At 55.6% G+C, this 14,643-nt stretch carries 19 protein-coding genes; 15 read left to right on the forward strand and 4 right to left on the reverse strand.

Annotated elements, in window-relative coordinates:
* From AKL27_RS21655 to coq7, 4 genes are all read left to right on the forward strand, one after another.
* Positions 1-696, forward strand: a complete 696-nt coding sequence (locus AKL27_RS21655; protein ID WP_050464947.1) for an amino acid ABC transporter permease — start codon at positions 1-3, stop codon at positions 694-696.
* Between the two features lie 54 nt (positions 697-750).
* The gene (locus tag AKL27_RS21660; protein ID WP_050464948.1) at positions 751-1,476 is read left to right on the forward strand and encodes an amino acid ABC transporter ATP-binding protein; all 726 of its coding nucleotides are present in this window, start codon (positions 751-753) and stop codon (positions 1,474-1,476) included.
* Positions 1,477-1,653: 177 nt separating this feature from the next.
* Positions 1,654-2,688 (forward strand): dihydroorotase, encoded by a 1,035-nt coding sequence (pyrC, locus tag AKL27_RS21665; RefSeq protein WP_050464949.1) that lies wholly within the window; start codon positions 1,654-1,656, stop codon positions 2,686-2,688.
* A 35-nt stretch (positions 2,689-2,723) separates the two neighbouring features.
* A complete protein-coding gene (gene coq7 / locus AKL27_RS21670; protein WP_050464950.1) occupies positions 2,724-3,350 on the forward strand; it encodes a 2-polyprenyl-3-methyl-6-methoxy-1,4-benzoquinone monooxygenase in 627 nt (208 codons plus the stop codon).
* Between the two features lie 48 nt (positions 3,351-3,398).
* On the opposite strand, the gene AKL27_RS21675 is transcribed toward coq7, so the two are convergent.
* Positions 3,399-3,845 carry an OsmC family protein gene (locus tag AKL27_RS21675; protein ID WP_050464951.1) on the reverse strand — a complete coding sequence of 149 codons (447 nt, stop codon included), beginning with the start codon at positions 3,843-3,845 and terminating at the stop codon, positions 3,399-3,401.
* 634 nt (positions 3,846-4,479) lie between these two features.
* On the opposite strand from AKL27_RS21675, the gene rplM reads away from it, so the two are divergent.
* From rplM to erpA, 6 genes are all read left to right on the forward strand, one after another.
* Positions 4,480-4,908, forward strand: coding sequence for a 50S ribosomal protein L13 (gene rplM / locus AKL27_RS21680; RefSeq protein WP_050464952.1), 429 nt, complete (start codon positions 4,480-4,482; stop codon positions 4,906-4,908).
* A 9-nt stretch (positions 4,909-4,917) separates the two neighbouring features.
* On the forward strand, positions 4,918-5,310 hold the full coding sequence (gene rpsI / locus AKL27_RS21685) for a 30S ribosomal protein S9 (RefSeq protein WP_050464953.1): 393 nt from the start codon (positions 4,918-4,920) through the stop codon (positions 5,308-5,310).
* Positions 5,311-5,550: 240 nt separating this feature from the next.
* Positions 5,551-6,588, forward strand: coding sequence for an N-acetyl-gamma-glutamyl-phosphate reductase (gene argC, locus AKL27_RS21690; protein ID WP_050464954.1), 1,038 nt, complete (start codon positions 5,551-5,553; stop codon positions 6,586-6,588).
* Between the two features lie 23 nt (positions 6,589-6,611).
* Positions 6,612-7,316: a DUF6776 family protein gene (locus AKL27_RS21695; RefSeq protein ID WP_050464982.1), complete on the forward strand. Its 705-nt coding sequence runs from the start codon at positions 6,612-6,614 to the stop codon at positions 7,314-7,316.
* Between the two features lie 9 nt (positions 7,317-7,325).
* Positions 7,326-7,724 (forward strand): bactofilin family protein, encoded by a 399-nt coding sequence (locus AKL27_RS21700; protein ID WP_050464955.1) that lies wholly within the window; start codon positions 7,326-7,328, stop codon positions 7,722-7,724.
* A gap of 53 nt (positions 7,725-7,777) precedes the next feature.
* Entirely contained in the window at positions 7,778-8,143 is a 366-nt protein-coding gene (gene erpA / locus AKL27_RS21705) for an iron-sulfur cluster insertion protein ErpA (protein WP_050464956.1), read from the forward strand.
* A gap of 108 nt (positions 8,144-8,251) precedes the next feature.
* Here erpA and hemL read toward each other — a convergent pair whose 3' ends face one another.
* Both hemL and thiD read right to left on the reverse strand, forming a co-directional pair.
* Entirely contained in the window at positions 8,252-9,547 is a 1,296-nt protein-coding gene (gene hemL, locus AKL27_RS21710) for a glutamate-1-semialdehyde 2,1-aminomutase (protein WP_050464957.1), read from the reverse strand.
* A gap of 23 nt (positions 9,548-9,570) precedes the next feature.
* Positions 9,571-10,395, reverse strand: coding sequence for a bifunctional hydroxymethylpyrimidine kinase/phosphomethylpyrimidine kinase (gene thiD / locus AKL27_RS21715; RefSeq protein ID WP_050464958.1), 825 nt, complete (start codon positions 10,393-10,395; stop codon positions 9,571-9,573).
* 95 nt (positions 10,396-10,490) lie between these two features.
* Here thiD and AKL27_RS21720 point away from each other — a divergent pair, with 95 nt between their 5' ends.
* Positions 10,491-10,643 carry a rubredoxin gene (locus AKL27_RS21720; protein WP_083439209.1) on the forward strand — a complete coding sequence of 51 codons (153 nt, stop codon included), beginning with the start codon at positions 10,491-10,493 and terminating at the stop codon, positions 10,641-10,643.
* A gap of 10 nt (positions 10,644-10,653) precedes the next feature.
* On the opposite strand, the gene AKL27_RS27925 is transcribed toward AKL27_RS21720, so the two are convergent.
* The gene (locus AKL27_RS27925; protein WP_157057042.1) at positions 10,654-10,908 is read right to left on the reverse strand and encodes a hypothetical protein; all 255 of its coding nucleotides are present in this window, start codon (positions 10,906-10,908) and stop codon (positions 10,654-10,656) included.
* Positions 10,909-10,939: 31 nt separating this feature from the next.
* Here AKL27_RS27925 and AKL27_RS21725 point away from each other — a divergent pair, with 31 nt between their 5' ends.
* The 4 genes from AKL27_RS21725 to AKL27_RS21740 are packed head-to-tail and all read left to right on the forward strand — an operon-like array spanning position 10,940 to position 14,635.
* Positions 10,940-11,377, forward strand: a complete 438-nt coding sequence (locus AKL27_RS21725; RefSeq protein ID WP_050464960.1) for a response regulator — start codon at positions 10,940-10,942, stop codon at positions 11,375-11,377.
* A 36-nt stretch (positions 11,378-11,413) separates the two neighbouring features.
* Positions 11,414-11,779, forward strand: a complete 366-nt coding sequence (locus AKL27_RS21730) for a response regulator transcription factor (RefSeq protein ID WP_050464961.1) — start codon at positions 11,414-11,416, stop codon at positions 11,777-11,779.
* A complete protein-coding gene (locus AKL27_RS21735) occupies positions 11,776-12,360 on the forward strand; it encodes a chemotaxis protein CheW (protein ID WP_232311062.1) in 585 nt (194 codons plus the stop codon). Before AKL27_RS21730 ends, AKL27_RS21735 begins: the two co-directional genes overlap by 4 nt.
* 52 nt (positions 12,361-12,412) lie before the next feature.
* The gene (locus tag AKL27_RS21740) at positions 12,413-14,635 is read left to right on the forward strand and encodes a methyl-accepting chemotaxis protein (RefSeq protein ID WP_050464962.1); all 2,223 of its coding nucleotides are present in this window, start codon (positions 12,413-12,415) and stop codon (positions 14,633-14,635) included.
* Positions 14,636-14,643: the final 8 nt, after the last annotated feature.

The following is a 14,643-nucleotide window of genomic DNA, read 5'->3' on the forward strand; positions in this document are numbered from 1 at the left end:
ATGTTTTCAAATTTCGATTTCAACGTTATCGAGCGGTCCTGGTACTACCTGTTCACGACCGGTCTGAAGTTCACCATGGTGCTGACGTTTTCGGCCATGGCCGGCGGCATCATCATCGGTACCCTGCTGGCGATGATGCGTCTGTCGAGCAACAAGACGATGGCGTTCGTTGCGACGACTTACGTCAATCTGATCCGTTCGATTCCACTGGTGCTGGTGATTTTCTGGTTCTACTTCCTGGTGCCGTACATCGGTGCCTGGATCATTGGCGCCAGCGAGCCGATTCAGGTCGGTGCATTCCAGTCGGCGCTGATTACCTTCATTTTGTTTGAAGCGGCGTATTACTGCGAAATCATGCGCTCGGGAATTCAATCGATTCCGCGTGGTCAGGTTTTTGCGGGCTATGCCATCGGCATGAATTACTGGCAGATGATGGGTAACGTGGTGCTCCCGCAGGCGTTCCGCAACATGACGCCAATCCTGCTGACGCAAACGATTGTGCTGTTTCAGGACGTGTCGCTGGTCTATGTGCTCGGCTCGGTGCCGGACTTTGTGACCAGCGCATCGAAAATTGCCCAGCGCGACGGCCGTCTGGTGGAAATGTATCTGTTCGTGGCAGTGGTCTACTTTGTTCTCAGTTTCGCCTTGTCGCAACTGGTCAAACGCTTCCAGCACCGCATCGCCATTATTCGCTAACCGACTCAGTGCGCCGGCGGCGCATATACCGAACTCAGGAATCAGGAGAAATAAATGATTGAACTCAACAACGTCAGCAAATGGTACGGCAGCTTTCAAGTCTTGACCGATTGCACCACCAGTGTCGCCAAGGGCGACGTGGTGGTGGTGTGCGGTCCGTCCGGTTCGGGCAAATCGACCTTGATCAAGACCGTCAATGGTCTGGAGCCATTCCAGAAGGGCAACATCACGGTTGATGGCATTTCGGTCGGTGATCCGAAAACCAATCTGTCGAAACTGCGCGCGCGCATCGGCATGGTGTTTCAGAACTTTGAGCTGTTCCCGCATTTGTCGATTCGTGAAAACCTGACCATCGGTCAGGTCAAGGTGCTCGGTCGCAGCGTCGACGAAGCCACCGAAAAGGGCTTGAAGTATCTGGATCGCGTCGGCCTGATTGCACAAAAAGACAAGTTCCCGGGGCAGTTGTCGGGTGGTCAGCAACAGCGCGTGGCGATTGCCCGTGCGTTGTCGATGGATCCGATTGCAATGCTGTTCGATGAGCCGACCTCGGCGCTCGATCCGGAAATGATCAACGAAGTGCTGGACGTGATGGTAGGTCTGGCGCAGGAAGGCATGACCATGATGGTCGTGACGCATGAAATGGGATTCGCCAAGAAAGTGGCAAATCGCGTGGTATTCATGGACAAGGGGCTGGTGGTTGAAGATTGCCAGAAAGATGCTTTCTTTGATTCGCCGCGCTCTGACCGCGCCCGCGATTTCCTGGCCAAGATCATTCACTGATCGCCCGTATCGCGCTGTACCCAAAGCCGCTTCGATGCCTGTCGAAGCGGCTTTTTTCATGGTCGCAGCGGCAGCCGCAGCAATCAGTATCTGCCGCTGCGGTAAAATGACGGGCTTGAGGTTTTGATTCGCCAGCCGCATGGCGCTGGCGCAGACGCATTGAGGAAGAGAAGAGTAATGACTGACGTATTGACGATAACCCGGCCGGATGACTGGCATTTGCATTTGCGCGACGGCGCTACCCTCAACAGCGTTTTGCCGCATACGGCGAAGCAGTTTGCGCGGGCCATCATCATGCCCAATCTGAAGCCGCCGGTCACTACCACGGCGCAGGCTGCCGCATATCGCGATCGCATTCTGGCAGCACTGCCGGCGGGCATGAACTTCGAACCGCTGATGGTGCTGTACCTGACCAACAATACACCGCCGGAGGAAATCCGCCGCGCCAAAGACAGCGGTTTCGTGCATGCCGTCAAACTGTATCCGGCGGGCGCCACTACCAATTCCGATGCCGGTGTCACCGATCTGACCAAGTGCTACAAAACGCTGGAAACGCTGCAGGAAGTCGGTATGCCATTTCTGGTGCATGGCGAAGTCACTGATCCGGCCATCGATATTTTCGATCGCGAAGCCGTCTTCATCGACCGCGTGATGTTGCCGTTGCGTCGCGATATGCCGGAATTGAAAGTGGTGTTCGAACATATCACGACCAGGGATGCCGCCGATTACGTGATGGCCGACACCGGTCCGACTGCCGCCACCATTACTGCGCATCACTTGCTGTACAACCGCAATGAAATTTTCAAGGGCGGTATTCGTCCGCATTATTACTGTCTGCCGGTGCTCAAGCGTGAGACGCATCGCCAGGCGCTGATCGCGGCGGCGATTTCCGGCAGCAACAAATTTTTCCTTGGTACCGATTCGGCGCCGCATCCCAAGGGACTCAAGGAGCACGCCTGCGGCTGTGCCGGTTGCTACACCGCGCTGCACGCGCTGGAGCTGTATGCCGAAGCATTCGATCAGGCTGATGCACTGGATCGCCTGGAAGCGTTCGCCAGTTTCAATGGTCCGGATTTCTACAACTTGCCGCGCAATCAGGGCAGCGTTACCTTGCGTCGCGAAAGCTGGACCATTCCTGCTGAATTGCCGATGGGAGACTCGGTGGTGGTGCCGCTCAATGGCGGCGAAAGCATCAACTGGAAGCTGGTTTAAGTGTGTGAAGTGAAATGAAAGGCGAGTGATTGCATATGCATTTTCTGGATAAGGTGATTGCTGATGTCGACAAGGCGCTGCGCGTCGTCAGTGGCGTGGTCACGTCTTCGCGTCCGAATCCGGCGGCGCTGGCCGGTGACGGTCTGCTCAATGATGCAGAGAAACGGCACAGTGCCGGGCTGATGCGGATCAATCACGTCGGGGAAGTCTGTGCGCAGGCGTTGTACGACGCGCAAGGCCGTTTCACGCAATCGCAGCCGCTCAAGCAGCAATTTGTGCATGCCGGTCTGGAAGAGGAGGATCATCTGGCTTGGACTGCCGAGCGTTTGCGGGAACTGGGTTCGCGCACCAGCTTGCTCAATCCGCTGTGGTACGCCGGTTCTTATGTGCTCGGTACGATTGCGGCCAGAGCAGGGGATGCGCGCAATCTTGGCTTTGTCGCCGAAACCGAGCGTCAGGTTGAGCTGCACCTGACCAGTCATCTGGAAAAATTGCCGCCGCAGGATGCCCGGTCACGCGCGATTGTCGAACAAATGCGGGTGGACGAAGCCGAGCACGGTGCTGCTGCACGGGCACTCGGCGCGGTCGAGATGCCGGCGCCGGTGCGCGGAGCGATGAAAGCGATGTCAAAAGTCATGACAGCGGTCGCCTATTACCTGTAAGTAAACCTCGGAATGATCCGGGCTGCCGGATCACCCGGCTGCCATGGTTTATTGCTGTGGTGCCGGCTCGGTCAGGTCTTCGATGATTTCGAAAGAGTGAGTCAGTTCGGCCGATTTTTCCAGCATGATGGATGCCGAGCAATATTTATCATGTGACAACTTGATCGCGCGTTCCACCACGTTTGGCTTCAGGTTGCGGCCGCGGACGGTGAAGTGGAAGTGGATCTTGGTGAAAATCTTGGGATCCTGTTCAGCGCGCTCGGACTTCAGTGTTACCTCGCAGCCCCGGACGTCCTGTCCGCTCTTGCGCAAAATAACCACGACATCATAAGCAGTGCAGCCGCCGGTGCCAAGCAGTACGACTTCCATCGGACGCGGCGCCAGATTGCGGCCACCGCCATCAGGTGCGCCATCCATCGCCACTACGTGACCAGAGCCTGTTTCTGCCAGGAAAGTCATGCCGGACAAGCCGGTCCAGCGTACTGTGCATTCCATTTGCGTTCTCGTTTTGATAATTGGGAAATCGGTATTGTAGCTTTTCTCGTCAAGGGCGTTTTATCGGTGTGGAGTTTTTGCAATCGATAAATTTCTGGTTATATTGCGAAGCAATAATATTTCTATTTGGAATTTATTTTGGTTTGGAGTCTTTCACATCAATACTGGCGTGGTCTCGTTGTATGAGCAGATAGTTCGAGTGTTGCGAATTTGGAAATTGTTTCAATTTTTTGATAAAGCTACCTTGCGATGCACAAATTGATTTGCTATATTGAAATCACTGACCGGCCAGCGCACTGCGCGACAGTCAACCAGTGTCTCCTCCACCCTCCTCTCAGGTGTGGATTCAACCCGAAACCATGTTTCGGGTTTTTTTTGTCCGTTTTCCCACAGCCGCCGGAGGCAGTGCGCCCGGGAATGTCGTCAATTGACCGCGGATATGCCGGCAAAGCCAGCCCCGGCCAAGAAAGTCTTTGACGCTAAGTCATTGAAAAGGCTATAATTCTCGGCTTTCCGTGCGCTCTGGAAAGATAACAAGGATGAGTCTGCAAACGCGGGGTGGCAATTTCGCCCTGGCACCAAGTTTGTGGAACCGCCAATTTGAGCGTTTATTTATTTACATTAGGAAGTCAACATGAAAACCTTTTCCGCTAAAGCCCATGAGGTAAAGCGCGAGTGGTTCGTGATTGACGCGACGGACAAAGTCCTCGGACGTGTTGCCAGCGAAGTGGCACTCCGACTGCGCGGCAAACACAAACCGGAATTTACTCCGCACGTCGACACCGGCGATTTCATCGTCGTGATCAATGCGGGCAAGTTGCGCGTCACAGGTACCAAAGCTACTGAAAAGACATACTATCGTCACAGCGGCTATCCAGGCGGCATCTACGAAACCAATTTCCTGAAAATGCAACAGCGTTTTCCAGGTCGCGCGCTGGAAAAAGCGGTCAAGGGCATGCTGCCTAAGGGCCCGCTCGGCTACGCGATGATCAAGAAGCTGAAAGTGTACGCAGATGGTCAACATCCGCACGCAGCTCAGCAACCTAAAGCACTCGAACTCTAAGGAACAGACATGATCGGTAACTACAATTACGGAACCGGCCGTCGCAAGAGTGCAGTGGCTCGTGTGTTCATCAAAACCGGTTCGGGCAAGATTGTCGTCAACGGCAAGCCGGCAAATGAATATTTTTCGCGCGAAACAGGCCTGATGGTCATTCGCCAGCCGCTGGAACTGACAAACAACGTCGAGCGTTTTGACATCATGGTCAATGTGCATGGCGGTGGCGAGTCGGGCCAGGCAGGTGCTGTTCGTCACGGCATCACACGCGCTCTGATCGACTACGATGCAACACTGAAGCCGGAACTGTCCAAGGCAGGTTTCGTTACTCGTGATGCTCGCGAAGTGGAACGTAAAAAAGTTGGTTTGCGCAAGGCACGTCGCGCAAAACAATTCTCCAAGCGCTAGGATTTATCCCGACGCGTGCGTTTTCAGCACATCGAAAAGCCGCCGGCATTGCGCTTGGCGGCTTTTTTTTGGTGCGCGCAGTATGGCGTCGGCAGCAGCTGCGCATTTCATATATTGTGGCGGGTCCGGTCCGAAGAAATGTCAGGGCGACAATGAATGTCGCCGCAGCATGCCGAGGGTAACGTGGCAGCAATATTCTCCTGTTAAAATAAATTGCAATTGAACCAGCAAGGAACAGACATGATCAAGGTAGGCATCGTCGGCGGTACCGGATATACAGGCGTGGAGTTGCTGCGCATATTGGCAACGCACCCGCAGGTGCAATTGCAGGCAGTCACTTCACGCAAGGAAGATGGCATGCCGGTGGCTGAGATGTATCCCTCATTGCGCGGCCGTGTCGATATCGCTTTTTCTGCACCGGAAAAAGCCCGTCTGACGGATTGCGATGTGGTCTTCTTTGCGACGCCGCATGGTGTCGCCATGGCGCAGGCGCCAGAGTTGCTGGCAGCCGGTGTCAAAGTGATCGATCTGGCGGCGGATTTCCGTTTGCAGGATACGGCGGTGTTCGAGAAGTGGTACAAGATGCCGCACAGCTGCCCTGAGTTGCTCAAGGAAGCAGCTTACGGTCTGGTCGAACTCAACCGTGACGCGATCAAGAAGGCGCGGCTGGTAGGTAACCCCGGTTGTTATCCGACGACCATGCAACTGGGACTGGCGCCGTTGCTCAAGGCCGGCGTGATTGATGCCTCGCACATCATCGCCGATTGCAAGTCGGGTGTTTCCGGTGCCGGTCGCAAGGCGGAAGTGGCGATGCTGTTTTCCGAAGCGTCCGATAACTTCAAGGCGTATGGCGTGTCGGGTCACCGCCACTCGCCGGAAACGCTGGAGCAATTGTCGAAGCTGACATCGGACAAGCTGGGTTTGCTGTTTACGCCGCATCTGGTGCCCATGATTCGCGGCATGCATTCAACGCTGTATGCGCGTCTGAATCGCGAAGTGGACAACGTTACGCTGCAAGCGCTGTTTGAAGATGCTTACAAAAATGAACCGTTTGTTGACGTGATGCCGTTCGGCTCGCATCCGGAAACACGCAGTACGCGTTCTTCCAACATGTTGCGGATTGCGGTGCATCGTCCCGGTGATGGCGATACGGTAGTGGTGCTGGTGGTGCAGGACAATCTGGTTAAGGGCGCATCAGGTCAGGCGGTGCAATGCATGAACCTGATGTTCGGTCTGGATGAAACGACCGGTCTGCAGCACGTACCTGTGTTGCCGTGAAGTTCAAACTATGGGTGCGGCGCATGTCGATTTCTGCGCCGAAAATGACCATCAAACGTCATTTGCCTTGGCCGCTCAGGGCTGTGTTCCTGGCGGTCGTTGTCGGTTTGGGCGGGGCCATTGCCATGTGGGCATACGATCTCGGGCGTAATTTCGCCGGTCTCAATCCGAGCGGCATGAAAGATCAGGTGGCGACCCTCAGCGAGCAAGTCAGGAAGCTGGGCGCCGAGCGTGATCAGTTGTCCTCCTCGGCCAATGCGGCCGAAAGCCAGCTCAACATCGAGCGTTCGGCGCAGACGCAACTGGCCGGACAAATCAAGGCGCTGGAAACGGAAAATGCCAAACTGAAAGAGGATCTTGCCTTTTTTGAAAGTTTGTTGCCTACCAATATCGGTGTGCAAGGCATTACCATCCAGCGGCTGAAGGCGGAAATCATTGCGCCGAACCAATTGCGTTACAGATTGCTCGTGATTCAAGGGGAGAAGGGCGCGCGTGAGTTCACCGGTAATTTACAGTTGAGCGTAACGGTGTTGCAGGCGGGCAAAAGTGCTATTATCAATTTCCCCGAGCAGAATGCAGCAGATTTGGCGCGTTACAAGCTCGCATTCAAATATTATCAGCGGGTGGAGGGGATCTTGACCCTGCCCGAGGGAGCAACCATCAAAGCGATTCAGGCGCGCGTATTGGACCGAGGTCAGATGCGGACCCAGCAATCGGTGAATTTGTGAGGTGAAATCATGTTGGGACGCAAAAACAAAAGCACCATCGATAGCCTGATCGGCATTTCGACCAATATCATCGGCGATGTCAACTTCAAGGGGGGCCTGCGCATAGACGGCCATATCAAGGGCAATATCAACGCTGAAGTCGGACAGCCAAGCGTGCTGGTCATTTCCGAGCATGCCAGGATCGTCGGTGAAGTGCGCGCGGCGCATCTGATTGTCAACGGTGAAATCATCGGCGACGTTCATTCGGCAGAGCTACTTGAATTACAGCCGAAAGCCCGCATAACAGGAGATGTGTACTACAAAGCGCTGGAAATGCATGGCGGGGCACTGGTGTCAGGCAAACTCAGCCATGGCCAGAACGAAGAAGCCCCGGTGCTCAAGCTGGCCGCGTCAAGCGGCGATGCATGAATTTTCTGTAGCGCTTATAATGAAGTCATTGTTCGCCCATGCCGGAGCCCAAAATGAATGCCATCGCAGAAATCCCAGTCAGCACTATCCCATCCCCGATCCTGTTCAGTGACAGCGCCGCAGCCAAAGTTGCGCAGCTGATCGAAGAGGAGGGCAATCCAGACCTGAAATTGCGGGTCTTCGTTCAGGGCGGCGGTTGCTCGGGTTTTCAATACGGTTTCACGTTTGATGAAATCGTCAACGAAGACGACACCACCATGGACAAGAACGGCGTCCAGTTGCTGATCGATTCGATGAGCTATCAATATCTGGTTGGCGCGGAAATTGACTACAAGGACGACCTGGAAGGCGCGCAATTCGTGATCAAGAATCCGAATGCAACGACTACTTGCGGTTGCGGCTCTTCCTTCTCCGCGTAATACGGAAAGCAGGACAGCAACGCCGGCGTTGACCGGCAGCAATAAAAAAGGACGCATCTGCGTCCTTTTTTATTGCCCGGTCCGGCCGCAGCCGGCCCGCCAGTCCCGTCAGGCGACGGCGGCAAATGCCTTGCGCGCGGCAGCAATGGTTTCCTCGATGATGGCGTCATCATGCTGTGCGGAAACAAAACCAGCTTCATAAGCCGACGGTGCCAGATAAACGCCGGCATCCAGCATGGCGTGGAAAAACACATTGAAGCGCTCTTTGTCGCCCTGCATGACTTCGCTGTAGCTGGCTGGTACTTGTGGTGCGAAGTACAAACCGAACATGCCTCCCAGTGCATCAGCGGCAAACGGAACACCGGCTGCTTTCGCCGCTGCCGTCAAGCCATCGGTCAGTTTTTTGGTTTGGGCGCCGAGTGACTCGTAGAAACCCGGCTGCTGGATGATCCTGAGGGTGCTCAGACCCGCAGCAACCGTGACCGGGTTGCCTGACAGGGTGCCGGCCTGATACACCGAGCCCAGCGGCGCCAGATGCTTCATGATGTCGGCGCGGCCACCGAATGCCGCTACCGGCAGACCACCACCGATGATTTTGCCCAACGCGGTCAGGTCGGGGGTGATGCCGTTGAGTTCTTGCGCACCGCCGAGTGCCACACGAAAACCCGACATTACTTCGTCGAAAATCAGGATCGCGCCATGCATGCTACACAAGCTGCGCATTGCCTGCAAAAATTCCGGCGTGGCGCGCACCAGATTCATGTTGCCGGCAACCGGCTCGACGATCACGCAGGCGATTTCATCACCGGCGTTGCGGAATGCTTCTTCGAGTTGCTCGACGCTGTTGTAGTCCAGCACCAAAGTATGTTTGACGAAATCTTCCGGCACCCCTGCGGAGGTTGGATTGCCGAATGTCAGCAAACCGCTGCCGGCCTTGACCAGCAAGGAATCGGCGTGACCGTGATAGCAACCTTCGAATTTGATGATCTTGTCACGTTTGGTCGCGCCGCGTGCCAGTCGCAATGCGCTCATGGTGGCTTCGGTACCACTGGATACCAGACGCACTTGTTCGATCGATGGCACCAGTTTGCAGATTTCTTCTGCCATTTCGATTTCACCCGCAGTCGGCGCGCCGAAACTCAGGCCGCGCGCGGCTGCTTCCTGTACCGCTTGTACTACTGCCGGGTGTGCATGGCCGACAATGGCCGGTCCCCAGGAACCGATGTAATCGATATAGCGTTTATCTTCGGCATCCCAGAAATAAGGACCCTGAGCCCGCGTAATGAAGCGTGGCGTGCCGCCGACCGAGCGGAATGCCCGTACCGGAGAATTGACGCCGCCGGGGGTAGTGAGTTGGGCGCGCGCGAAAAGCGCATCGTTGGTGCTGGAGGTAGGTGTGCTCATGCAGAAAATCCGTGGAAAACAAATTAATTGGGTTCGATTGACTCGCGGGCCCAGAAGTAGCGGTCTGGAATGAGTTTCCCCATGCCCAGTCGTTGCGCGTGAGCCAGCGCGGCCAGTGTGAATTCTTGTGCTTCGGAGGTCGCCTCGGGAATTTCGAGGCCGTTTGCCAGCATCGCCGCAATCGCTGCCGACAGGGTGGAGCCGGCACCGACAAAGGAGCCGGGCAAGCGTTGCCAGGTATCGCGCCGGACAATACCCGTTTCATCAAACAGCGTGTTGGCGACTTCGGATACATCGCCGGGCGTGCCGGTGACAAACAGGTATTCGCAACCCATCTCGACGATGCGCATGGCGTCCAGCGGCAGTGCGTCGTTAGGTACCGGTTCACGCCAGGTTTCTGCCAGTCGCGACAACTCGACCGCCGACGCCAGCATCAGTGTAGTTTGCGGAATCAGCAATTCGCGGATGGCGATCAGATTATCGTCATCGTCGCCTTCCTGATTGGGCATGACGGAGATGAACGGATCCAGAATCAGCGGAATATCGGGGTAATCGGACACGATTTCAGCAATCGCCGAGATGTTTTCAATGCTGCCCACGGCGCCGACCTTGAAGGCGGCTACCGGCATGTCTTCCAGAATCACGCGTGCCTGATCGGCGACCCAGTCGACATCGATGATCTGGGCATCTTCGATACGGGCGGTATCACCGACCAGAATGGCGGTGATGATCGAGAGGCCATGGCAGCCCATCGCCGCAAATGTGGCCAGGTCAGCCTGGATACCAATGGCACCGACAGGATCGGAGGGGCCAAAGGTTAATATCAACGGAGAAGTTTGGTTTTGCACGGCGAGTAGATTAAGATATCTGGTTTACCATTTTACTTGATTGATTTGAGGGATAGTCAGCCGTGAGCGATAGCAAAACAGAATTTAAGACCTGGATGTGCCTGATTTGTGGATGGGTATACGACGAAGAAGCCGGTTTGCCGGAAGAAGGCATTGCCCCGGGTACGCTCTGGGACGACGTCCCGATCAACTGGACCTGCCCGGAATGTGGCGCCCGCAAAGAGGATTTCGAAATGGTTGCACTGTAATTAACAGTGTTCAACGGCCGCGCCGTGCGGCAATACCGCGTCTGGCAGCGTACCGGGCAGCGTCTTGGATAGCATACGGCGGCGTCATTGCAACGATGCGCCGCCAGTCCGGCACCGGCCGGATAAATTCCTTTTCAACAATATAAGGCAGTAAGACCGCTTTATTCGTATTCCAAAAATGGTAGCTTTTTGCTAAAGTTGGGCGAATGTCAGTTACCGGTTGCCTGACGGGAACGCATTCCTGCAATACCGCACGGGCGGTCATTCAGGAGCCAGGTTCTGATGAAAAGGTTGCCATGGAAAATGGAAACGTTGCAGCGGGACTCGACCAGACCGGGCACGACAATGTCGCCTTGAAAGTGCTGGTGGTTGATGACAGCGTTACGATTCGCCGTTCTGCGGAGATATTTCTGGCGCAGGCCGGCTGTCAGGTACTGCTGGCAGAAGACGGGCTGGATGCCTTGTCTCAGGTGGCTGAGCATGCTCCCGACCTGATATTTTGCGACATTCTGATGCCGCGTCTTGATGGTTACCGGACCTGTGCGTTAATCAAAAGCAGCCCGCAATCCCGTACCATTCCAGTAATCATGCTGTCGTCCAGAGACAGTATTTTCGACCGGGCACGCGGTATTGCCGCCGGGGCCGATGAATATCTGACCAAGCCATTCAGTCAGGACAGCTTGCTCAGTGCAGTAACCGGGTATGCACCTCAGGTGGTCAAAATACAGGGGTAGCGACGTTTGCGGTGGTGCATCTACAGGGGGACGCACATGCGGATCAGGAAAATTCTCGTCGTCGATGATTCGCCGACTGATCGCTACATGCTGTCGGACATTTTGCAACGCCATGGTTTTCAGGTTGCCACGGCGGCCGACGGCGATGATGCGTTACGCAAGATTCATTATGACAAACCGGAACTGGTGTTGATGGATGTGGTGATGCCGGGCAAAAACGGTTTTCAGTTGACGCGTCAGATCACCAGGGATCCGGCAAACCAGGGGTTGTCGATCATGATGTGCAGCATCAAGGGACAGGAAGCAGACCGGGTCTGGGCATTGTGCCAGGGCGCCTGCGACTACATCGTCAAGCCGGTCAATCCTGCCGAATTACTCTCCAAAATCGGTGCCATTTGTTGAGCCCGGAAAATCGTCTGATACTGCCTGACACGGTGGCTCCGGAATTGTCAGGGCAACGCGAGCGCGGTCCGCGTCTGAGTTTGCATGAATTCCAGGCGCGCTTGCTGGATCGCATGGCGGCAGCCCGCGACGGTGTCGGCATGCGCGACAGCCGGCTGGGCGTGATGATCGGCGAGCAGCGTTGTCTGCTGGACCTGCGCGAAGCGGGGGAAATCGTGCCGCCGATGCCGGTAACGGCGGTGCCATTGACGAAAGACTGGTACCTTGGTCTGGCCAATATCCGCGGCAATCTGGTCGGCATTGTCGACCTTCAGCGGTTTCATGGCGGTGCCTTGCAGACCTGGGGCAAGGAAAGTCGCATCGTCGTCTTTGCTGCGGCACTGTCTGCCAGCAATGCCTTACTGGTGTCGCGGGTGCTGGGCTTGCGGCATATCGGCGACATGGTGTTGCAGGAACCTGCGAAATATCTGTCGATACCCGGCGCCACGCATGCGTATCTGGATCAGGATAAAAATGAATGGGTGCAGATAGGATTGCGGCCGCTGCTGGCCGATCCGCTTTTCATGCAGGTCGGGCGTTAATTGCCTGACACCGTTTTCGATGAACTGAACAAGTAATCAAGGAGTCTCAGTCATGGCACTCAAGCTGCCGCGTCTTCCTGGAATCAAAACTAAACCTTCAGTGCAAACCGAATCCATTTCTGCTGCCCGTATCAATGACGTCACCTCAATCGAAATCGCGAGACTTGATTCTAGAAAAAATTTGAGATTGCCGTTGATTGGTCGTTTTTCATTGCGTCAACAGACGCGCATCCTGCTATTGCTGTTGGCGCTGGCGTTGATGTCGACTGCCTTTTTTCTGTGGCTGGGTTCCAAGAATTATATTCACGCGAGTTTGCAGGCGCACATCACCAGCGATCTGGTGATGCATTCGCAGCGTATCGGCAAGGCCGTGCCCAATGCAATTCAGGGTAACCGCGAAGCCTTCAACCAGTTGACCGAAAGCCGCCGCGAATTCAATCAGGGACTGAATCTGCTGATGCTGGGTGGGAATTATCAGGGCAGTTCCATCAGCCCGCCGGAGCCGGCCATGACGCCGGTGCTCAACGACGTCAAGAAAGTGTGGGACCACACGGACAAGGCCGCCGCCACGATTCTCAATTTGCGTCCCGAGCTGACCGGTTTCGGGGCGACGCTGGGACGTTTGCGTTTGTTGTCGCCGACCTTGCTTGATCTCAGTGAACAGATTTCAATGCTGCATTCGCAAGGCGGCAATTCGCCGCGCGAAATTTCCGCCGCCGGTCAGCTGGTATTGCTGACGCTGCGGCTCGGCAAAAGCGCCAACGAGTTTCTGACCTCCGAAGGCGTCAATCCCGAAACCGCTTTTTTGTTGGGGAAGGACGTCAATACCTTCCACGACATCATCGATGGTTTTCTCAACGGCAGCGAGTTGTTGCGACTCAATGCCGTACGCGACAAAGATGTACGCGACAAGCTGATGGAACTGAGCAAGGTGTTTGGCGAGTATCAGCCGCTGGTCGCCAACATTCTCAGCAATCTGCAAAATTTCATCGCTGCCAAGCAATCCGAGCAATTGGTCTTCATGGAAAATGAAATGCTCAAGCAGCACCTGACCGTATTGCAAAACGATTATCGTCTGGCACAGGAATCGCGGTCCTGGACGTTCTGGCTGATGCTGCTGTCGATGCTGGGCTCACTGGTCTGCGGTATCGGTATCGCCTGGGTACAATTGCAAAGCAGTCGCGGCAATGCCGCCGAAGCGGAACTGCGACGTCAGGAAGCGGAAGCCCAGAGTTTGCATGCGCAACAGCAGGAAGAAAAGGCGATGCGCACCAACGCCATCAATCAGGCTGCGATTCTGCGCCTGATGAATGAATTGCAAAAAGTTGCCGACGGCGATCTGACGGTGCATACCACGGTGTCGGAAGATATCACCGGCGCCATCGCCGACTCGGTCAATTACACCGTTGAAGCATTGCGCGGACTGGTGGGGCAGGTCACGCAAACCGCCTCACAAGTTGCGGCGACTTCCGATCACGTCAAGAAGACCACCACCGAACTGACCACCTCGGGCCAGAAACAGGCGCGTCGCATTCATGAAACCGGGCAGTCAATGCTGGAGATGTCGATACAGATTACGGATGTATCGATCTCCGCCAACGAATCTGCGGATGTTGCCCGTCATTCGGTGATTGTCGCCGAGCGCGGCGCCAAGGCGGTGGAAGATGCGGTCAAGGGCATGAATGAAATCCGCGAACAGATTCAGGAAACGTCAAAGCGCATCAAGCGTCTGGGCGAATCCTCGCAGGAAATCGGTGAAATCACCGAACTGATTTCTGACATCACCGAACAGACCAACGTGCTGGCGCTCAATGCTGCGATTCAGGCGGCATCGGCCGGTGAGGCCGGGCGCGGCTTTTCGGTCGTGGCCGAAGAAGTGCAACGTCTGGCTGAGCGATCCAGCGCGGCGACCAGACAGATCGGCGCACTGGTACGCATGATTCAGGCCGATACCCACGATGCCGTCGCCGCGATGGAAAAATCGACGGCCGGTGTGGTCGAAGGTGCCAAATTGTCTGATGCTGCGGGAGCATCGCTGTCGGATATCCGACGCGTATCGAATCAACTGGCGGAACTGATTCAAGGCATCTCTTCCTCGACCGGGCATCAGGCCATTTCTGCCAACAGCGTGGCGCAGAATATTCACAATATCCTGACGGAAAATGAATTGATCGAACAGGGGCGAGAGCAAGTTCTGTCTCTGTTCAACGAGCTGTCGGAGTTGGCCGATCAGTTGAAAAATTCGGTATCGCGCTTCCGCGTCACCATCACTTGACACCGGCG

This window comes from Herbaspirillum autotrophicum (assembly GCF_001189915.1).
GTDB classification, from domain to species: Bacteria; Pseudomonadota; Gammaproteobacteria; order Burkholderiales; family Burkholderiaceae_D; genus Herbaspirillum; species Herbaspirillum autotrophicum.